Origin of the sequence: Alicyclobacillus sp. ALC3 (assembly GCF_028751195.1) — a bacterium.
Lineage (GTDB): Bacteria > Bacillota > Bacilli > Alicyclobacillales > Alicyclobacillaceae > Alicyclobacillus_L.
Genome location: NZ_CP066784.1, coordinates 1460381 through 1480239, shown reverse-complemented (window position 1 = coordinate 1480239; position 19859 = coordinate 1460381). Strand labels below are relative to the sequence as shown.

The 19859-nt window shown below is 55.9% G+C and carries 18 protein-coding genes; all 18 read left to right on the top strand.

Annotated elements, in window-relative coordinates; all coding sequences use genetic code 11:
* The first annotated feature begins 277 nt into the window (after positions 1–277).
* A complete protein-coding gene (locus JC200_RS07040; protein ID WP_274435536.1) occupies positions 278–1957 on the top strand; it encodes an ABC transporter substrate-binding protein in 1680 nt (559 codons plus the stop codon).
* A 77-nt stretch (positions 1958–2034) separates the two neighbouring features.
* Positions 2035–2931, top strand: coding sequence for an ABC transporter permease (locus JC200_RS07035; protein ID WP_274435534.1), 897 nt, complete (start codon positions 2035–2037; stop codon positions 2929–2931).
* Between the two features lie 13 nt (positions 2932–2944).
* Positions 2945–3883 carry an ABC transporter permease gene (locus tag JC200_RS07030; RefSeq protein ID WP_274435533.1) on the top strand — a complete coding sequence of 313 codons (939 nt, stop codon included), beginning with the start codon at positions 2945–2947 and terminating at the stop codon, positions 3881–3883.
* 69 nt (positions 3884–3952) lie between these two features.
* Positions 3953–4621: a GntR family transcriptional regulator gene (locus JC200_RS07025; protein ID WP_274435531.1), complete on the top strand. Its 669-nt coding sequence runs from the start codon at positions 3953–3955 to the stop codon at positions 4619–4621.
* Between the two features lie 75 nt (positions 4622–4696).
* A complete protein-coding gene (locus JC200_RS07020; protein WP_274435530.1) occupies positions 4697–5752 on the top strand; it encodes a ketopantoate reductase family protein in 1056 nt (351 codons plus the stop codon).
* A gap of 69 nt (positions 5753–5821) precedes the next feature.
* The gene (locus JC200_RS07015) at positions 5822–6775 is read left to right on the top strand and encodes a M14 family metallopeptidase (protein WP_274435529.1); all 954 of its coding nucleotides are present in this window, start codon (positions 5822–5824) and stop codon (positions 6773–6775) included.
* Positions 6772–8205: an amidase gene (locus JC200_RS07010; RefSeq protein WP_274435528.1), complete on the top strand. Its 1434-nt coding sequence runs from the start codon at positions 6772–6774 to the stop codon at positions 8203–8205. The genes JC200_RS07015 and JC200_RS07010 overlap by 4 nt, the downstream gene beginning before the upstream one ends.
* 29 nt (positions 8206–8234) lie before the next feature.
* Positions 8235–9500 carry a hypothetical protein gene (locus JC200_RS07005; RefSeq protein ID WP_274435527.1) on the top strand — a complete coding sequence of 422 codons (1266 nt, stop codon included), beginning with the start codon at positions 8235–8237 and terminating at the stop codon, positions 9498–9500.
* A gap of 73 nt (positions 9501–9573) precedes the next feature.
* Positions 9574–11307: a M28 family peptidase gene (locus JC200_RS07000; protein ID WP_274435526.1), complete on the top strand. Its 1734-nt coding sequence runs from the start codon at positions 9574–9576 to the stop codon at positions 11305–11307.
* Positions 11308–11320: 13 nt separating this feature from the next.
* A complete protein-coding gene (locus JC200_RS06995) occupies positions 11321–12139 on the top strand; it encodes an SDR family NAD(P)-dependent oxidoreductase (RefSeq protein ID WP_274435525.1) in 819 nt (272 codons plus the stop codon).
* Between the two features lie 80 nt (positions 12140–12219).
* On the top strand, positions 12220–13185 hold the full coding sequence (locus JC200_RS06990) for an ABC transporter ATP-binding protein (protein ID WP_274435524.1): 966 nt from the start codon (positions 12220–12222) through the stop codon (positions 13183–13185).
* A 13-nt stretch (positions 13186–13198) separates the two neighbouring features.
* Positions 13199–14164, top strand: a complete 966-nt coding sequence (locus JC200_RS06985) for an ABC transporter ATP-binding protein (RefSeq protein WP_274435523.1) — start codon at positions 13199–13201, stop codon at positions 14162–14164.
* A 102-nt stretch (positions 14165–14266) separates the two neighbouring features.
* Positions 14267–15394, top strand: a complete 1128-nt coding sequence (locus JC200_RS06980) for a M20 family metallopeptidase (RefSeq protein ID WP_274435522.1) — start codon at positions 14267–14269, stop codon at positions 15392–15394.
* Positions 15395–15724: 330 nt separating this feature from the next.
* Positions 15725–16864: an NAD(P)/FAD-dependent oxidoreductase gene (locus JC200_RS06975; RefSeq protein WP_274435521.1), complete on the top strand. Its 1140-nt coding sequence runs from the start codon at positions 15725–15727 to the stop codon at positions 16862–16864.
* Positions 16865–16880: 16 nt separating this feature from the next.
* A complete protein-coding gene (locus JC200_RS06970; RefSeq protein ID WP_274435519.1) occupies positions 16881–17294 on the top strand; it encodes a DUF1641 domain-containing protein in 414 nt (137 codons plus the stop codon).
* 1 nt (position 17295) lies between these two features.
* Positions 17296–17721 (top strand): DsrE/DsrF/DrsH-like family protein, encoded by a 426-nt coding sequence (locus JC200_RS06965; protein WP_274435517.1) that lies wholly within the window; start codon positions 17296–17298, stop codon positions 17719–17721.
* A 32-nt stretch (positions 17722–17753) separates the two neighbouring features.
* Positions 17754–17993, top strand: a complete 240-nt coding sequence (locus JC200_RS06960) for a sulfurtransferase TusA family protein (RefSeq protein WP_274435516.1) — start codon at positions 17754–17756, stop codon at positions 17991–17993.
* Between the two features lie 251 nt (positions 17994–18244).
* A complete protein-coding gene (locus tag JC200_RS06955) occupies positions 18245–19801 on the top strand; it encodes an ABC-F family ATP-binding cassette domain-containing protein (RefSeq protein WP_274435515.1) in 1557 nt (518 codons plus the stop codon).
* Positions 19802–19859 lie beyond the last annotated feature (58 nt).

The window sequence follows — 19859 nt, the reverse complement described above, 5'->3', positions numbered from 1 at the left end:
AGTGATAGATGTGGAGTACGACTACACAACAAATGGCTAATTTTTCTGACTATAAAACCTTAATGGTCAACTGTTGACAGTTGACTAATCGCGAAATATACTCTGAATATTATCTCAAGTGAGAATTGAGATTGGAGACTAAGTAATCTATCGGGTTCACGCATCAGCGCCAAGTCGCCCTCTCGTTCTCCCGAGCAACAACTTTTCAGGAGGTGATTACACCTTTACGCCGGGCATCTGACATGGATATCGTGACAATTTTGAAGGGGGAGATCGTGTGCGCAAGAAAGTGGGCGGATTGGCGCTAGCCGTCGTTGGTACAGCGTTGCTCGTCAGTGCTTGTGGAACAGGCGGGGGAGGCAACGGGGGAGGCACAGCGGGCAACTCGACAGGGACAAACCCGGGGAAGCCGGTGAACGGGGGCACACTGAACGTCGCCGTGCAGTCGGATATCCCGTCGCTCGTACCGACCGTCGGGGTCGATACAGAGTCGATTCAGTACATTGATTCGGTGTATTCGCAACTCGTCTCGTTTTCACCGACCAGTCTCAAGATTGTCCCGGCCCTGGCGAAGTCATGGACTTGGAACTCGAACAACACGGCCATCACTTTTCACTTGAGAAATGCCAAGTTCTCGAACGGCGACCCCGTGACTGCGCAGGACGTGTTGTACTCGGTCGAATTCGTTCTGAACCCGAAGAGCAACGCATCTATCAACATTTACGCCGGCCTCCAGGGAGCACAGGCCTATGAGAAGAATCCGACTGGCAACTTTAACGGCGTTAAGGTCATCAACAACAACACGGTGGAGTTCTTCTTAAACCAACCAGAACCATACTTTCTCGCGTCACTCGCTGCCGGAACAGGGTCAATTCTTGATCAGAAGGTCGTACAGCAGTACAACTTCAACCTGAATCAGATCTCCACGCACGCGGTGGGTGCGGGGCCGTACATGGTGAAGTCGTGGACGCCAGGTCAGTCGCTCATCATGGTTAAAAACCCGTACTACTGGCAGAAGGGCCTACCGCACATCAACGAGATCAACACCCAGATTGGTGTACAACCGTCCAGCCAGTTCCTAATGTTCCAGCAAGGCAAACTTGACCTCATGGGTGCGGCGCTTGACGGGAGTATGCAGATTGACAGCAACAGCTACCTGTCGTCCATGAACAACCCAAAGCTGAAGAGCGACTACATGAAGAATGTCGGCTTGATGACTAACTTCCTTTCACTGAATGTGCAGATGGCGCCATTCACGAACGTAAAGGTCCGGCAAGCCGTCGCCTACGCAATCGACCGCGCTCAACTCGTACAGGACATGAACGGGCGCGCAGTGCCGGCGTATCAGTTGATGCCGCCAGGTCTCGTCGGTTACAGCCAGTCGATGAAGACGATGCCAGAGAACTTGCAGAAGGCAAAGCAGTTGCTGCAACAGGCAGGGTACAGCGCAAGCAATCCAGCCAAATTCGACCTCGTCACGTTGAACGACCCGCTGTCCACACAGCTGTCTGCAGCCATCCAGAGTCAGCTCGACAAAGTGGGTTTCAAGGTGACGCTTAAGCCGGAAGCCCAGGCGCCTTATATCCAGGGTCTCTTGACACCGAATACCGATCAGGCCAACTACGGTGAGTGGATTGACGACTACCCAGACGGCCAGGACTTTCTCTATAACAACCTAGACGGCAACAACAAGGGTGGCTTCGACGTCTCGTACTACAACAACCCAACGGTTGATCACTGGATTCAGGTCGGTGACACCAGCTTCAACAATGCAACGCGCGCTCAGGCTTACGAGACGGCGGACCAGATTGCGAACCAGCAAGGGGCTGTTGTGCCACTGTTCTACAGCGTGATGGACATTCTGAAGCAACCGTGGGTCCAACCGGGAAACAAGTGGAACTACATCCACCAAGTGCTGCCGATCCAGTTCTGGCAGCTGTGGTTGACTAAGCACTGACCGCATGCGTTAGAGGCGGGGTTGCCGGGCGCGCGCAGGGCGTTCGGCAACCTCGATTAGGAAGGAGGAACATAATCATGGCCCTTGTTGAGCCCACGGAGGAACTGCCGGCAACAGTCCTCCCAAGTTCGCGTCCGTCTGTGCTACGGCAGATGCTGCACCAACCGAGGGCACTCATCTCAGGCGGGATTGTCATCCTGCTCCTGCTTGTCGCCATCCTGGCGCCAGTGATTTCTCCCATGAACCCTGACACGATTGCTCCACATGGCTTGTCGCCGATTGGAGCGCCGCTTCCGCCGGGAACGCACGGATTCCTACTTGGTACGGATGAACTGGGTCGTGACATCTTGAGCCGCCTCATTTGGGGAACGCAAATCTCAATGGCCGTTGGGATTGGTGCCACGTTGGTCACGTTGTTTCTCGGTCTAGTTGTGGGAATCACGGCCGGGTACTACGGGGGAAGGATTGACACCTTTTTCATGCGGATTGCGGACATGTTTCTCGCCTTTCCGTTCATCCTGTTCGTGGTGTTCGTCGCGTCTATTTTCAAGCCGTCGCTAGCGGTCATCATCCTGGCCATCGGCTTGCTCGGCTGGGCGCCAATTTCGCGCATTGCGCGCAGCCGTACACTGGACATTCGGCACTCCCTGTTCGTAGAGGCAGCGGTCACGGCGGGCGCGTCGAGCTTGCGCATTATCGTGCGACACGTGTTTCCGAACGTGATCTCGACGATCACGGCGTACGGCCTGCTGCAGGTGGGGACAAACATCATGTTCGAGTCGGCGCTGTCGTACCTAGGGGCAGGACCGCCGCCGCCGACGCCGGACTGGGGGGCCATGGTCGCAGAAGGACAGGGGGCGATGGCCACAGCCCCATGGCTGTTCTTCATCCCCGGTATCTGCATCATGGTAGCCGTGATTTCCTTTAACCTGTTTGGCGACAGCTGGCTGCAGGCAACAACGCGAAGGCGCTGAAAGGAGGCTCAAGATGACACGCTACCTAATCAACAGAGCGGCACTGATGGTGTTCACGATATGGGGGGTCGTGACAATTACGTTTGTAATCGGCTTTTTGATTCCGGCGAACCCGGCCCGGACAATCGCCGGGGTGCACGCCACCGCAGCACGCGTGGCGCAAATCGCTCACCTATACGGTTTCGACCAGCCGTTCTACCTTCGCTACTTACACTTTCTATGGAACTTGCTTCACTTAAATGTCGGAATGTCCTACCATTATCATGAATCCGCGATGCTGATCGTCTTGCAGCGTCTGCCGGCAACACTCTACCTCGGCGTGTTCGCGGTGTTGACAGAGCTCATCATCGGTTTCCCGCTTGGCGTATACCTCGCTTATAAGCGGGACACTTGGGTGGATTCAGTGCTGTCAGCCATGTTCGTTGGAGGCGCTTCCATGCCGACTTACTGGTTTGGCATCATCTTGATTTACGTGGTGGCGTACAAGGCGAATCTTTTACCAATCGGAGGGTTTAACGGCTATGGACCGGCTGGGTGGTCGTCGCTTGTTCTTCCAGCCTTGACCTACGGCATCACGGGCGCAGCCTACTATGCTCGCATCTTGCGTTCAACTTTGTCGGACGTGCTTGAGCAGGATTACGTGCGCACTGCACACGCGAAGGGCTTGCAACGCTTCCGGATTACCCGCAAGCACGTGATTCGCGCCGGCCTTCTGCCGTTTGTCACCCAGCTCGGTATGGACATTGCGTACACGCTGAGCGGCCTCATCATTCTCGAACAGGTCTTTGACTGGCCGGGGATTGGCAACTTGGTGGTGACTGGCATCGATTACGTCGATGTCCCCATCATCATCGCTACAACCATCGTGACTGCAACACTGGTCGTCGTCCTCAATTTTCTTGTGGACCTGAGCTACATGTGGCTTGACCCCCGCTTGAGACACGACCATTAACCCCTCGTTCCCTCGACAAGGGAGCGGTTCAGCGTAAGGCGCGCTGAAGAAATGAGAGGAGATTCACGAGTGAGCCAACAGGACAACGTCTCGATCGAATACGCAACACTGTCTCAAAGTGTGCAGTGGACCATTCGCGACATGATCATCAACGGAGCGGTCGCACCTGGGGAACGGATTAACGAAGCCCATCTTGCGAAGAAGCTAGGTGTGTCGCGCGGACCCATCCGCGAAGCACTCTCGAGACTGCAGGCGGAGGGTGTGGTCACGTACCGAGCAAATCGGGGGATGACAGTTTCGACCTTGTCGGCACAGGATGCCTACGAAGTATACACCCTGCGCGGCATGCTCGAGGAGGAGGCAGTTCTCATTGCGTGGCCGAACCTGACGGAGGAGGACCTGAGTGACTTCGCTAAACTCGTGGATGAGTTCAAAGACGCGGCCGTACAAAAGAGCCACCGACGCATTGTCGAATGCGATACGGAGTTTCACAACGCCGTCGTCGCAGCATCGGGTCATTCGCGATTGCTCGAGGCGCATCGCCGACTGGATACGGTGAATGAAGTGATGTTCACGACAGTTTCCAGACATATACCAGCGCGGATCGACAGGGTGGTGGAGATTCACGAACTGCTGCTCGAGGCGTTGCGTGGCGGTGACCCCAAGTACGCAGCACGAGCATTCCGTCAGCATTACCAGGGGGCTCTGGACCAGTTGTGGGAGCACCTCGATAAGTAATCCGATTGCACTGAGCGGGACCCCTGTCCCGAGTTGCATACATGCGAGTTGGCACCTTGAAAGGGGAGCGGACGAATGGAGTTCACGGTCGTCGGGGCGGGCGCCATCGGCGGGGTGCTCGGCGCCTATCTGGCACGCGCGGGACACGACGTGACACTGTGCGACAAAGACGAGGACCACGTCGAGGCTGTCAACGAGAACGGCCTTCGGATTGAGGGAGACCAGGAAACGTTTACCGTGTTGGTACCTGCAGTCACGCCTGATGAGCTGGTGGCGAGGGAGCATCCGTTGCGGACGGTCCTTTTATGCGTCAAGTCGCAGGATACGCGGCGCGCGCTGCAACCGCTGCTGCATTTATGCGACGAACGCACACAGGTGGTGTCCTGTCAGAACGGTCTTTGTGAAGACATCATCGCCGAACTGGTCGGACGGGAACGGACAATCGGCTGTTTTGTAAACTTCTCGGCAGATTACCTAGGACCAGGGAGAATTCTGTACGCCGGTGTGTCGTCGTTTGTTCTCGGTGAACTCGACGGGCCAATCACGCAGCGGCTGCAGGACATTCAGTCAGCATTGTCGGCATGGGGACCCGTCGAAATTACGGACAACATCTGGGGTTACCTATGGGGCAAATTGTCTTATGCTGCACTCTTGTTTGCGACTGCGATGACGAATGCCACGATGGCGGAAGTGGTGCGCAGCCTTCCTCACCGCCAGGCTCTCGTCGAGTTGACGGCTGAGGTACTCGATGTGGCGGCGCGCCAGGACATCACCCCGATGGGCTTCGATGACTGGGAGCCGGTCCTGGTCCACCCGCGTATGTCACGGGACGATGAGGCACTGGCAGAGCAATGGGAGCGACTTGCGGTGCGCATGGCAGCGAGCAAGAAGCCCCGCAGCGGTGTTTGGCGAGACCTCGCCGTCCGCAAACGGCACACAGAAGTCGATTTTCAGCTTGTTCCCGTGACAGTGCTGGGTGAGCAGTTCGGGTTGGAATTACCACTCACACGGTACGTGATTGACAATATTCACGACTTGGAGCGGGGTGGAGAACTCGGATGGGACCGCCTCGATGGCCTTAAAGCGCGCTATGAGGCGTTGTATGGAAGGCATGAGCAGCCTCTTACGTAACAACGGGGTCTGGACAAGGCAATGGACGACGACTGGGAGCACATTGCCAAGCGGAAAGGTGGAGTCATCATGGGAGATTGGACATTGCAATCAGTGACAGCGGCGCGGGGGCAAAAGGCACACGGGCACGTGTATGCGCCAGGGTTGTCGTCGCCCCTGCCAGTGTTCCTGATTCACGGTGTCGAGGACGGGCCGACAGTTGTGGTGCAGGGCGGCATTCACGGTTGTGAGTACACCTCCGTAGACGCTGCATTGCAGATTGGCCGCAAGCTGCAACCGGAACAGGTGAAAGGGCGGGTGCTCGTGTTGCCGATAGCGAACCCTGACTCCTTTTACGCGCGCAGCATTTACGTGCACCCGCTTGACAATAAAAATCTGAACCGTCAGTTTCCGGGTGATGCCACTGGGACTGCGTCGCAGCAATTGGCGCGTTTTCTGTTTGAAGAAGCGTACTCACAGGCCGACGCCCTGCTCGACCTCCATGGTGGCGACATGATTGAAGCGCTCGTGCCGTTTTCCATCTACACGGTCTCTGGTAATGAGGAGCTTGACACCAAGGCGAGAGAGATGGCGGACGTATTCGGGATTAAGTATGTCATCGCGGACACCGGACAGGTGATGGGAGCGACGGACAGCGCGATGGCGCAGGCAGGCAAGCTGGCGGTCATAGCTGAAGCTGGGCAGCAGGGCATCCTCAGCTCGGAATGGTCGCAGCAACTGCAGGATGGTGTTTGGAACGTGTTGCGCTGGCTCGGCGTAATTGAGGGCGACGTAAAGCCGACAGAAACACAGCTGCTGCACGAATTCGACTGGTACCGGGCTGAGGAAGCGGGACTGTGGTACCCGTCAATCGGGATTGGCGAGAAGGTAAAGGCGGGGCAAGAAATCGGCTGCATCTGCGATGAGTTCGGTGAGCCCTTGCACCGTTATCACGCAAAGGCGGATGGGACTGCGCTGTTCATTGTAACGTCTCTTGCGATTAACCGGAACGACCCACTGCTCGCGCTCGGAGACGCAGAGTGAGTGGGACGGCAGTTGACCGCTTCGGCGGCAATCCGCAGTTGTTCTCGACTATCGCCGAGCTGACAGCGGATTACAGAAGCGGCGTCGTGTCTCCGCTTGAGGTGGTCGAGGCTGCCCTTTGCCAGTTGGAGGGTTGGGAACCGCAGTTGAACGCATTTATCACCGTGTTTGCCGACGAAGCTTTGGCGCAGGCGCGTTGTGCCGAGCAGCTGTACACAGACCACCGCAACGGGCGCGGTTCGGGCCAAGCCCCGGGAATGCTGACCGGTGTGCCAATTGGACTGAAAGATTTGGTGGACACCGCAGGCAAACGCACGACCAGTGGGTCGCTCATCCGCAAGGATTTCGTGCCAGATAAAGACGCCGAGGTGTGGACGAATCTACGCGATGCGGGCGCGATTTTGCTCGGCAAGACCAATCTGCTCGAGTTCGCCTACGGCGTGCCACACCCAGCCTACGGGCAGACGAACAACCCGTATGACACCACGCGTACCTCTGGCGGTTCCAGCGGGGGCTCAGCCGCTGCGACATCGGTCGGCATCATCTTTGGCGCTGTCGGGTCGGATACGGGCGGCAGCATTCGCATCCCGGCCTCGTATTGCGGTGTGGTGGGGCTCAAGCCGACATGGGGCTGGGTATCAGAAGCGGGCGTGTTTCCGCTGTCTCCATCACTCGATCACGTCGGTCCACTCACGCGTACGCCACAAGACGCGGCTGTGATGATGGATGCCATGCTTGGGGTCAACCGGCCCGGTAGCAAGCGCTCGTCCAGTCTCGGCGGGTCCCCCGTTGGCGACTCGTCGTTCGTTGGCGCCATGCAAGTGCCGTCCGGATTTCAACGCGCCGCAGTGTTACCAGAGTCGTTGCTGCGCTACACGCACCCTGGCGTTAAGCGGGCTTACCTCGCTGCAACGAGCTCACTCGAGGCATTGGGTGTTCAGGTGACAGAACTCACGGCCACAGACCTCGCTCTGCTCGAGAGTGCAGAGCCGACGCTGATGACGATTTTGTTGGCCGAGGCAGCCAACTTGCATCAGGCTTGGCAGAATCGCAAGAACGACTACGCACCGCTCACTTGGTCCCAACTCGAGGCGGGAAGGCGCGTCCTGGCTGTTGATTATCTAGACGCCCTGGAGCGCCAGCGCAGGTTCGCAAGTGAGTTATCGGCTTGGTTCGAGCGGTTTGACCTCATCGCCCTGCCAACGGTCGATTTTGTCGCACCTCAGGAAGACCCGTCCATTGGCGACGAGACCATGGACGAAATGCGTTTTACAGGCGCATTCAACCTGTCCGGGCACCCAGCCGTATCGGTGCCAAGCGGTGAAGGCGACGATGGACTGCCAGCTGGTATTGAATTTGTCGGGGCTCGTTTTTCGGACGCAAAACTGCTTCGGTTCGTCAGCGAGTTCACGGCGCTTGGGCCCGGATGAGGCGCAGCTACTGAAAGGAGTTGATGAGGGTGCTTCGATGGGCAGATGAACAGACGGGTGACCGCTTGGTCGACGCCGTTCTGAGCGTGAACGAACACATCAAGGCGCGCCACGGCCAGGAGGCGGTGACCGCGAGCTACTCGGCAGCCAAGGCCACGCTGGGTTCGCTTGACGAGATTGCAGACGCTATTGAGGAAGCAGAACGTGGAGTTGCAGATTTGAGAGGGCATCCGGGTGAGTACTTGCGCGGCATCGTCGGGTCGCTTAAAGCGCTGACACGCGCTTTGCAGGGGGATGACGTCCCGTACGACAAGGTGATTCGCGCAATTCAGGACACACCTTGTGAACCCATCGCGGAAGAAAAGGCGGCGCAACTCGCCGAGTTGTTGGACGAAGACTTGACCGATTTCGGCTACCGCGGAGATTTTCGCTCGAAGCTCTCCGCTTGGCTGGAGGAGCGGCGTGTGCCGCCTGACCAGGTGGTCACTGTGGCTGAAAAATACCTCGAACGCAGCAAGGGGGGGACGCTCGCACGCGTCATCTCGCTGCCAGAGGACGACGGGATTGAATCCGTGAACGGCATTCGCGGTGTGTTTTGGAGTGGTTATTCAAAGTATGTCGGTCAGCACCGTGGCACCTTGACGTTCAACCTTGACCGTCCGTGGTCGGAACCGGTGTTTGTACCGATTTTGACGCACGAGGGTTACCCGGGACACCAGGCCTTTTACTGTCGGTGGGACGACCGCTTCGAACGCGGCGAGTGGCCGTTTGAAGCTTCCTACTACCTAATTGACAGCCCGACCAACGCTTTGTTTGAAGGCGGTCCAGAGACGACACTCCACTTTTTGGGTTGGGACGACCCGGCATCTGATGCACCGGAAGTCACAGCCGATGAGAAACGGCAGTTTCGAGCGGGGCGCACATACCTGGACCTGCAGCGGATTGGCATGACCAACGCGTCGTACTTTGTGAACATGGGCCAGATGCATCACGATGATGCCATCGGCTACATGGAGCGCGTCGGCCGGCTGCGCCAAACCGAAGCGGCGCTCGCGTACCGGTTTTTTACGGATCCGGTGCAACGGCTCTACTACCCCTGCTACTACTATGGTCGCTGGATGGTTGAGCGCGCGTATGACACAGCAGGTCCAGCGAAGCGGGCGGACTTTTTTCGGATTCTCTACGACACGCCGCACACAACGTCGACATTTATCCGGGCCGTACAAGACTTGACTGGTCAGTCGTTCGACCCGTTTGACGAAAGCAAGTGGCCCACGCTGCGGGCACAAGGGTGAAACCCGATTGGGGCAGATACCACTTAGTTTGTAGCGGCTAGACGTGCATTTCAACACGGTTGGAGGCGACAGCATGAAGGAAGTTGTGGATTCAGCAGGCAACATGACATCGGTTGGAAACCTGATGGCGCATGTCGAGACAATCGCGAAATGGGTGCGCTTGTCCGGCCATCCGGATGAGGCAAAGGCATTCGACTACATCGAGAGCTGCCTGAAAGAGTGGGGTGTATCATACGAGCGCATCACGCACCCGGCGTACATTTCGCTACCCGTTCGGGGGCAGTTGACCGTGACGGATGGCGCGTCGTCCGGCGGAGATGAGACCGCATGTATCACCCACTCGATGGGAGCCTCGACTGGACCCGCAGGGGTCGCGGGCCGACTGGTGTCTGTCGGTGCCGGACTGCCAGTCGATTATCAGAAGGCCGGGTTTACGCCAGGGTGCGTGGCGATGGTCGACGGTTTGGCTTCACCTGAGCGGGCTTTGGAGGCCCGCCGCCAGCAGGCAGTCGGCGTCGTGTTTGTGAACGGCCCGGAACTCCACGAGATGATTGTGTCTCCTGTGTGGGGTTCTCCCTCCGCCGAAACGATTTCCCGGCTTCCCAACCTGCCGGTCGTCTCGATTCTTGGGGTCGATGGCGACAAATTGAAGGAGCGGCTGGAAATCGGCCCCGTGACCGCGACGCTGGTCACGGACGTGCTCACAGAGTGGCGTCCCATACCTCTGCTCGTCGCGGAGATTGAAGGTCAGGTGTATCCAAACGACGTGGTGCTGCTCGGCGGACATGTGGACTCCTGGCACTACGGAGCGATGGACAACGGCAGCGCGAACGCGGTGCAGTTAGAGACTTTGCGCGTGTTTTCACAGCGCCGCGCAGAGCTACAGCGGACCTTGCGGGTTGCTTTCTGGTCGGGCCACTCGCACGGCCGTTATGCTGGATCGACGTGGTACGTCGATCACCACTTCCGCGAACTTGAGGAGCGCATGGTGCTGCACGTGTACGTGGACTCCGTCGGCGGTCAGGGCGCGACAGTGTTGTCCGAGGCGTGGGCGATGTCGGAAACGAAACACGTAGCAGAGCAGGTGATTCGCAAAGTGACCGGTGGCGAGTTCAACGGCGGACGCTTCGCGCGCGGCGGCGACCAGTCTTTTTACGGTGTCGGTGTGTCGGCGTTGTTCATGTGCTTGTCCGAGCAGCCGCCCGCGGCGCCTGGCTCGGGGCAGGAGAACGTAAGCGCACTCCTCGGCGGGAACGGAAAGACTGGCGGTCTCGGGCCGTGGTGGCACGCAGTGGACGACCTCCCGGACAAACTTGATCCAGAGTTTTTACTGAGAGACGCGCGCATCTACCTTGACACGCTCGCGCACTTCTTGGAACAGGGACGCATCGATTTGGACTTTCGTCCGACGGTCAGAGAGATTCGCGGTCATTTGGAAGATTATCAGATTGCTGCAGCAGGCAAGGTATCTTTTGCTGACGCACTGGCGGCATGCGACGCGCTGCAAAGCGAGGTCGATGCGCTGTACAATGCTGGCTTGGCAGACGAACGCTTCAACGGTGCAGTTGTGAGACTTTCGCGTCAATTGGTCCCCTTGAACTACAGTACGGGCAATCGCTTTGATCACGACCCGGCACTGACGCTGCCACCGATACCGAGCCTCGCACCCATCACGGCCTTGGGGCAAGCTGTTGCCGGGAGTGACGAGGAGAAGCACTGGTATGTGCTGGCACGTCGAAGGCTGAATTTTGTGGCGCAGACGTTGGCCAATGCTGTGGATGACCTGCATCGGGAACTAAATCGGTGAGGAGGCGATTGACATGGAGAAACTCGAAGACTGGGCGATGAGCCCCGCGAGTCCAGTGTTCGCCGGACGTGTGGCACTGGTGACAGGTGCGGCGCACGGTTTCGGTCGCGCAATCGCTGTAACCCTGGCCAGTCGTGGCGCGCACGTGTGGGCGGTCGACATCATCGAGACAGAGCTTTCCGAGACCTTGGCGACTATGGAACGAGAAGCGGGGTTTGGCGGACAGGGGCGGATTGCCGTTTGCGACGTTACGAACGAAGCGGAGGTAAACCGAGTCGTTGCGCAGGTTGTCGATCAGTCGGGGAGACTCGACATTCTCGTGAACAATGCCGGCGGAGTGGTGGGGCAGCGTCACAAACCGATCGAGGACGTGACGCGAGACGACTGGCAGCGTGTGGTCGATGTGAACCTGACGGGTGTTTTTCACATGGCGAGAGCAGTCGCGCCTGTTATGAAACGACAGCGCTACGGGCGAATCGTGAATGTCTCGTCGGGAGCCGGACGCAGTTTCAGTTTGACTGGGATTCAAGCATACGCGAGTGCAAAGGCCGGGCAGATTGGTTTCACCCGCCAGTTGGCGCGCGAACTCGGGCCGTATCAGATCACGGTGAACAACGTGGCGCCTGGCTTTGTGCGCAGCAACCCCAGTACCGAGAAGCAGTGGCAGGCTATGGGGCCGGAAGGCCAGGCTGCGCTGCTCGAAGACATTGCTCTGCAGCGCCTCGGGACTGCGCAGGATATCGCTGAAGCAGTGGCCTTTTTCGCCTCGAACGCGGCGCAGTGGGTGAGCGGTCAGGTGATTAGCGTCGACGGAGGAAGCCAGATGTTCTGACGCTTGTAGGCGAATGTACCGCCTGTGTAGAGATTGCGAAGTTTTTCGGATGCAATGGCGAAGCCGGAAGGAGAATGGGCATGACGGAACCCCTGTTGGCGGTTCGGGACCTCAAGACCTACTTCATCAACCGACACACAGAGGTGCATGCGGTCGACGGGATCAATTTGGAAGTGATGCCAGGACAGGTCGTCTGTATCGTCGGAGAGTCTGGTTGTGGGAAGAGCATGACGTCGCTATCCATTATGAGACTGGTCCCGCAGCCACACGGGAAGATTGTGGGCGGACGAATCGAACTGAACGGCCGCAACCTGCTCGAGCTGACGGAGCGACAGATGAGAGACTTACGCGGCAACGAGATCTCAATGATCTTCCAGGAACCGATGACCGCCCTCAATCCGGTGCTGACGATTGGTGACCAGGTCACAGAGGTGCTGGTGCGCCACCGCAATATGAACAAGCGAGAGGCGTACGCGAAGGCGGTCGATATGTTGCAGGTAGTTGGAGTGCCGCGGGCCGCAGAGATGGTGCATGAATACCCGCACCAACTTTCGGGAGGTCTTCGCCAGCGTGTGATGATCGCCATGGCTATGGTGTGCGAGCCAAAGCTGTTGATCGCTGACGAGCCCACGACGGCGCTCGACGTGACCATTCAGGCGCAGGTGCTCGACCTCATGAAGAAGATGCGTGCGGAGTTTGGGACGTCGATTGTCCTCATCACACACGACCTTGGCGTTGTCGCTGATATGGCGGACCACGTACTGGTCATGTATGCCGGACAGATTGTCGAGAGCGCGGGCGCGGACGAGATGTTCGAACACCCGGAGCATCCGTACACGAAAGCGTTGCTTGCGTCCATTCCATCGTTAGATGAAGAGAAGGATACGCTCTATTCAATACCTGGAACGGTGCCAAATGCTTCCGCCTACCCGCATGGCTGTCGGTTTGCAGAGCGGTGTCCGATTGCACAGGCAAACTGCCGGGAGAAGATGCCGGAACTGCGAGAACTGCGCCCGGGTCACTTTGCGCGCTGCGAGCTCGTGTAATGGGGGGACGAGGATGACTGAGAACTTGCTTGAAGTCCGAGATCTGAAGAAGCACTTTCCAATCACAGCGGGTGTGTTCCGGCATACCGCAGGTTACGTGAAAGCCGTCGACGGGGTATCGTTCCAGTTGAAGCAAGGCGAAACGTTGGGAATCGTGGGCGAGTCCGGGTGCGGCAAGTCGACGCTGGGACGCATGGTGATGCGGGTGCTCGACACGACTTCCGGGACGATCACGCTCGAGGGGCAGGACATCACACACTTGAGCGGCACGTCACTGCGGCGAATCCGGCCAAAGTTTCAGATGGTGTTCCAGGACCCCTACGCATCGCTGAATCCGAAGATCGCGGTGGGAGACATCATTGCGGAGCCGCTCGTGGTGAATGGGCATAGTTCGAAGACGGCAACAGAGAGAGTAGTAGAGTTGCTTGAAACGGTGGGGCTTCGAGCCGATGACCGTCGCCGGTATCCGCACGAATTCTCTGGCGGACAGAGACAGCGCATCGGCATCGCGCGGGCATTGACGTTACAGCCAAAACTCATCATTGCTGACGAAGCTGTATCGGCACTAGATGTGTCCATTCAGGCACAGATTCTCAACTTGATGGTCGATTTGCGCAAACAGTTCAACCTGTCCTACATGTTCATTTCTCATAACTTGGCGGTAGTTCGCCACATCAGCGACCGGGTAGCGGTGATGTATCTTGGTCAGTTGGTGGAGGTTGCGAGCAAACGCGAAATATATGAAAACCCTCTGCATCCGTATACGCAGGCACTTTTATCGGCGGCTCCGGAACCGAAAAGGCACGGTCGCAGAGAACGCATTGTGTTGCAAGGCGATGTGCCGAGCCCGGCAAAACCTCCCTTGGGATGCCCGTTTCACACTCGCTGTCCGCAAGTTCTAGACATCTGCAAGACGGAAGCACCACGACTTCGCCAAGTGATATCAGGCCACTTGACCGCATGCCACTTGCACGCGTGACCACCGTCTGCGTAGACTCGGATCCGTCGAACGGGGCACTCGAGTGAATGATTTGTCGATGACATCACTTTCAAAGCTGTGGTCCACTCTGGAGGGAGAAATATGAGTCAAATCTACGATTACCTGAAAGCACATCAGCAGCAAATGTTGGCACAGGTCGAACAGTTGGTGAGAAGTGAGTCACCGTCCACTGACAAGTCGATGGTTGACGCCTGTGGACAGCTCATCGCGCGGATGGTTCAATCTGAGTTCGGAGTCGAGCCGGAAGTTTTCCACCAGTCCGAACAGGGTGACCACCTGTGCGCACGCGTCGGGCAGGGTGAGAAGAAGGTCCTCATACTTGCCCATTTCGACACCGTATGGGAGGTTGGTAGACTTCCCTATCGTGTAGATGGGGACGTCGCATTCGGGCCGGGGATTTTCGACATGAAATCCGGTATTGTTCAAGCGTTGTGGGCGCTGAAGGCAATTCGAGCGTGTGGTCAGGAGCTGCCGGTTGAAGTCACTTTCCTGTTTACCAGCGACGAAGAGATAGGCAGTCCTAGTTCTAGACCGATCATTGAAGAGCTTGCCAAGGACAGCGATATCGCGCTCGTCGTCGAACCGTCCGTTGGAAAATCCGGAGCCCTGAAAGTGGCGCGAAAGGGAACGGCGGACTATCTGATTCAAGCACACGGCATAGCAGCTCATGCGGGCAACCACCCAGAAGACGGGGCGAGTGCTATCCACGAATTGTGTGCGCAGGTGGGAAGAATCATTGAACTCCAAGACCCGGCGCGCGGAACGACGGTAAATGTCGGCAAGGTCGTTGGTGGATCGCGTTCCAATGTGGTCGCCGACCACGCTGCCATCGAAGTCGACGTTCGATTTGCTGAACCTGACGAAGCAGCGCGGATCGAGGCCGAGATGCGGAGTCTCGCTTCGATTGACGAACGCGTCACGCTGACTGTGCAGGGTGGTATCAACCGCCTTCCTCTTCATCAGTCAGAGGATTCTCGGAAGCTGTTCGAGACAGCCAAGCAAATTGCTGCGACACAGTTGGGTTTTCAGCTGGAATCAGCACGGGTTGGCGGAGGAAGCGATGGGAACTTTACAGCAGGCGTTGGAACTCCAACATTGGACGGACTTGGGCCTGTCGGCGACGGCCCACATGCAGAGCATGAGCACATTGTCGTAAGTGGCTTGCCCCAGCGAGCCGCGCTGCTCGCGCACCTGCTGTTGGAAATGTAGCTTCCGCCGTTGTGTAACTGAGACAAGTACGGAAAATGCGTCGAGATGTGCACTGTGGGACGAATAATACAACAACATAGCAGGTTGGAGACTGGCGGATGCCCGCCAGTCTCCTTTCTTTTGCGGCATGTCTCATAGGCGCTATTGGGCAGTTCTGAAACGCAATTAGTACTACGCAGAAGGCATCCTCTGCTCGATATGCATCAGGGTGCCGAGTCAGATGAACTATCAAAAATAGGAGCATTGGAAAGTCCGTATGTAACTTAGATGCCCTTACTGGTTAGGGTATGGTGAGTGCGTACTGAAAACTCAGCGCGAGAGGGTGGGACAATGAAACGAGTGGTAATTCTCGGTGCAGGCACTGGTGGAGCCATGGTAGCCAATCGGTTGGCTCGACACTTGTCTGCGGAGCTTGAAAATTCCGAGGTCGAGATTGCACTGGTTTCTGACACCGAATCACATATTTATCAACCCGGACTCTTGTACGTGGCACTGGGCTTGGCTGAACCGGGCTCTGTTTTTCGGGAGCACCAAAAATTACTACTCCCTGGTGTGCGACTTGTGCAAGACCCCGCAGTGAAGATAGATATGAACAAGCGGTCAATCTCACTGAATAGTGGAAGCGCAATGGAGTTCGACTACTTGGTATTAGCTACGGGGTCACATCCAGACTTGGACGCAATCCCCGGATTCCGGGAGGGAGCACACACCTTCTACACGTTTGACGAAGCCGTGCAAACAAGGAAAGACTTGGCTGGATTTGAAGAAGGGAAGCTCCTGATGATTATCGGAGTGCCACACAAGTGTCCCGTGGCGCCTGTGGAGTTCATGTTTATGTTTGACGACCTGTTGCGCAAAAAAGGTCGTAGGTCGCGGTATGAGTTGATGTACACATATCCCATTGGCCGACTGCATTCGCTGCAACCGTGTGCAGACTGGGCTGAAGGGGCTTTTGAGAAACAAGGAATCATTGGTGAGACGTTCTTTAATCCGGAGACCATCGACCCTGATAAGAAAATTGTTTACACGTTGGAAGGAGAAGAGGTCGGCTACGATTTCCTAGTTGCCATCCCTCCACATCGAGGCGCACCTGTCATTCGTGCATCCGGTTTGGGGGATGAAGAAGGCTGGCTTCCAACCGACCGTGCAACGCTCGAATTGCTGGGATATCAAGGGGTCTATGTCGTCGGAGATGCAACGAACCTGCCCATTTCGAAGGCGGGATCGACTGCTCATTACGAATCGGAAGTCGTGGTGCGCAACATTATGCGAGAGCTTCACGGTGAAAGGCCTATGGCTCTCTACGATGGTAAAGTGTTCTGCTTTATTGAAGGTGGCTTGGACAAAGCCATGCACATTCAATTCGACTACAACAACCCACCGAAACCGGCGGACCCAACGCAAATGGTGCATTGGTTCAAGATGGCCTTCAATCAGATGTATTGGTTATCTGTCCGAGGACTGGTATAGAAGGGAGGCGGCAGCCATGAGTATCGTGGATGTTTCGGAACGCCAACAAAAGCTGGAGCTTGCATTGGACACAGTTGCCAAGTGGGAAACCGACGGTAGCCTGGAAAACCTTGATACCCTCGTTCACCTCTTTAATGCAGCTCTTAACTCTATGACTCCTGAAATTGTTGATGGACTTGTTGGAACACTAGTTGGGGTGATGGAACTTGGCGATCAACTATTGCAAAGCAAGCTTTACAAGATGGCTCCCGAATTACTTACAGCCACGGAAGCCATATTGACCGAACCTCCAAAATCTAAACTAGGCGTTCGGCAGTTCATGAGGACACTCAAAGAACCTGAGGTTCAGACTGGTCTGAACGTAATGCTTGCGTTAGTGAGGGAAATCGGAAAACAAGCGACAAACTCTAAACCAAACGGAGGCCAATGAAATGAGTGATACTAAAAAAATGTGTGTTGTCGTCTTTGGTGGAACAGTCGACAAGCTTTATCCGGCAGCAATCATGGCGTCGGGAGCCGTCATGAATGACATGGAGGTAGACATTTTCCTGACATTTTGGGGGCTATTGGCGTTTAGAAAGGGGACCCCAAAGCAACTATCTAGTGTAAGCAAAGACTATGAAGAACTTGGACCAGAGATGATGAGGGTGATGAGTGAAAAGAACGTACCGTCTTGGTATGACACCTTGGTGCAAGCGAAAGAGATGGGCAACATCAAGGTTCATGCATGTGCTATGACGGCTGATCTGTTTGAAATGGAACTTGACGATTTTGAGCCAATTGTAGATGACATTATCGGCGTTGGGGAGTTCGTTGGGATGAGTGCAGAAGCAGATACGACGCTTTACCTGGGTTAAGCAAGGTCAAAGCTGACAGAGGAGTGAGTAATATGGTAGAGGTCGACATCAAACGTGAAATCGATGCTCGCGGGAGCTTTTGTCCAGGACCCATGATGGAGTTGATTCGAGTCATTCGGTCATCAGCGGTAGGAGATGTTGTTGCTGTATTGTCCACGGATAAGGGGTCACAGCGCGACATTCCGAAGTGGGTGGAGAAAGCAAAACATGAATTGATCGGAATTGAGACGATTGATAACTACGACAAGATTGTTGTGAAAAAGTTGCACTAACTCGATATCAACTGAGACATCTGTCCAGAGGCGGTAGTTTCCTATAGTCAAACTTCCATCGTCTTTGTGAAGATGTCGGTTCGAGGAGCATCACCTCCACCAGTCAAAACCACGGATCAAGTGGTCCGTGGTTTTTCGCATGGGTACACTCACGTTATAATCAAACGGGGATGCCGCCGATGGAACAGTGACTTAGGTGCCATTCCGCGGCGTATCAGCGCCCATACAACTTATGGTGAAGGAAGTTATGGATGAGCATTTTGACTGTCAAAAACTTGTCGCATGGTTTTGGTGACAGAGCTATTTTTGCAAATGTCTCGTTTCGCATGCTCAAAGGCGAGCATATTGGGTTAGTTGGTGCCAATGGGGAAGGCAAATCAACTTTTATGAATATCATCACCCAGAAACTCGAGCCGGATGAAGGTCACATTGAGTGGGCAAAAAACATCCGGGTCGGTTATCTCGATCAACACGCCGTATTAGCCCGCGGCATGACCATTCGAGATGTTCTCAAAGGTGCGTTTCAATACTTGTTCGATCTCGAGCGTGACATGAACCAGATGTACGAGGACATGGGAAATGTATCCGCTGAACGACTGGAGGAACTCCTTGACACGGTCGGGGTGATTCAGGACCTCCTCACGCACAACGACTTTTACACCATCGATACAAAAGTAGAAGAAATCGCACGGGGTCTGGGTCTGGATGAAATCGGGATCGACCGTGATGTCGAAGAACTGAGCGGCGGCCAGAGAACGAAAGTGTTGCTGGCAAAATTACTCTTGGAGAAACCGGACATCCTCCTGCTGGATGAACCCACGAACTATCTGGATGAGCAGCATATCGCTTGGTTGACTCGTTATCTTCAGGAGTACGAAAACGCCTTTGTGCTGATCTCCCATGACATCTCGTTTCTTAATAGCGTGATAAACCTCATTTACCACATGGAAAATCAGGAATTGAACCGCTACGTCGGTGATTATGACGATTTTCAGCGGGTCTATGAGTCGAAAAAGCAACAACTAGAGTCAGCGTACAAACGGCAGCAACAGGAAGTCGCAGAATTGAAGGACTTCGTGGCCCGCAACAAAGCGCGTGTTTCTACCCGCAACATGGCGATGTCCAGGCAAAAGAAGCTTGATAAGATGGACATGATAGAACTCGCGCGGGAAAAGCCGAAACCACAGTTTGACTTTCGAGAATCACGGGCACCTTCCAGAACCATTGTAGAGACGAAGGATTGCGTAGTTGGATACGATGCCGCACTGTCCCAACCGCTCAACCTGCTCATGGAGCGCGGGCAGAAAATCGCCCTGGTGGGGGCCAACGGAATCGGGAAAACCACGCTGTTAAAAAGCATTTTGGGACTCATTCCTGCACTGTCAGGGGAGGTTACGCGCGGGGAATATCTTGAGATCGGATACTTCGAACAGGAGGGCAGACACGTTCCGAGCAAGACCTGTCTTGAAGAGGTCTGGGAGGAGTTCCCGCACATGGGTCAAGCGGAGGTGCGGGCAGCTCTGGCGAGGTGTGGTTTAACCACGAAGCATATTGAAAGTCAGGTTGGGGTGCTCAGTGGTGGTGAGAAGGCCAAAGTCCGGTTGTGCAAGCTTATCAACAGGCCATCGAACGTGCTTCTGCTCGACGAGCCAACGAACCACCTTGACGTCGATGCGAAGGAAGAACTCAAGCGAGCTTTAATCGCGTATGGTGGGAGCATCCTTCTGATATCCCATGAACCGGAGTTTTATCAAGACATCGTGACTGATATTTGGAATGGCGAATCGTGGACGACGAAGGTGTTTTAGCGCATATCAGACCATTCCAGAACTAGGATGACAGGCCAGGGGCGGGTTATTCGGGTTT

What these genes read in the sequence shown, in the direction of transcription:
- JC200_RS07020 (WP_274435530.1), top strand. Translation starts at nt 4,697, where the DNA reads ATGGAGTTCACGGTCGTCGGGGCGGGCGCCATCGGCGGGGTGCTCGGC.
- JC200_RS06985 (WP_274435523.1), top strand. Translation starts at nt 13,199, where the DNA reads ATGACTGAGAACTTGCTTGAAGTCCGAGATCTGAAGAAGCACTTTCCA.
- JC200_RS06975 (WP_274435521.1), top strand. Translation starts at nt 15,725, where the DNA reads ATGAAACGAGTGGTAATTCTCGGTGCAGGCACTGGTGGAGCCATGGTA.
- JC200_RS06960 (WP_274435516.1), top strand. Translation starts at nt 17,754, where the DNA reads ATGGTAGAGGTCGACATCAAACGTGAAATCGATGCTCGCGGGAGCTTT.
- JC200_RS06970 (WP_274435519.1), top strand. Translation starts at nt 16,881, where the DNA reads ATGAGTATCGTGGATGTTTCGGAACGCCAACAAAAGCTGGAGCTTGCA.
- JC200_RS07015 (WP_274435529.1), top strand. Translation starts at nt 5,822, where the DNA reads ATGGGAGATTGGACATTGCAATCAGTGACAGCGGCGCGGGGGCAAAAG.
- JC200_RS06980 (WP_274435522.1), top strand. Translation starts at nt 14,267, where the DNA reads ATGAGTCAAATCTACGATTACCTGAAAGCACATCAGCAGCAAATGTTG.
- JC200_RS07035 (WP_274435534.1), top strand. Translation starts at nt 2,035, where the DNA reads ATGGCCCTTGTTGAGCCCACGGAGGAACTGCCGGCAACAGTCCTCCCA.
- JC200_RS07030 (WP_274435533.1), top strand. Translation starts at nt 2,945, where the DNA reads ATGACACGCTACCTAATCAACAGAGCGGCACTGATGGTGTTCACGATA.
- JC200_RS06990 (WP_274435524.1), top strand. Translation starts at nt 12,220, where the DNA reads ATGACGGAACCCCTGTTGGCGGTTCGGGACCTCAAGACCTACTTCATC.
- JC200_RS07000 (WP_274435526.1), top strand. Translation starts at nt 9,574, where the DNA reads ATGAAGGAAGTTGTGGATTCAGCAGGCAACATGACATCGGTTGGAAAC.
- JC200_RS06995 (WP_274435525.1), top strand. Translation starts at nt 11,321, where the DNA reads ATGGAGAAACTCGAAGACTGGGCGATGAGCCCCGCGAGTCCAGTGTTC.
- JC200_RS06965 (WP_274435517.1), top strand. Translation starts at nt 17,296, where the DNA reads ATGAGTGATACTAAAAAAATGTGTGTTGTCGTCTTTGGTGGAACAGTC.
- JC200_RS06955 (WP_274435515.1), top strand. Translation starts at nt 18,245, where the DNA reads ATGAGCATTTTGACTGTCAAAAACTTGTCGCATGGTTTTGGTGACAGA.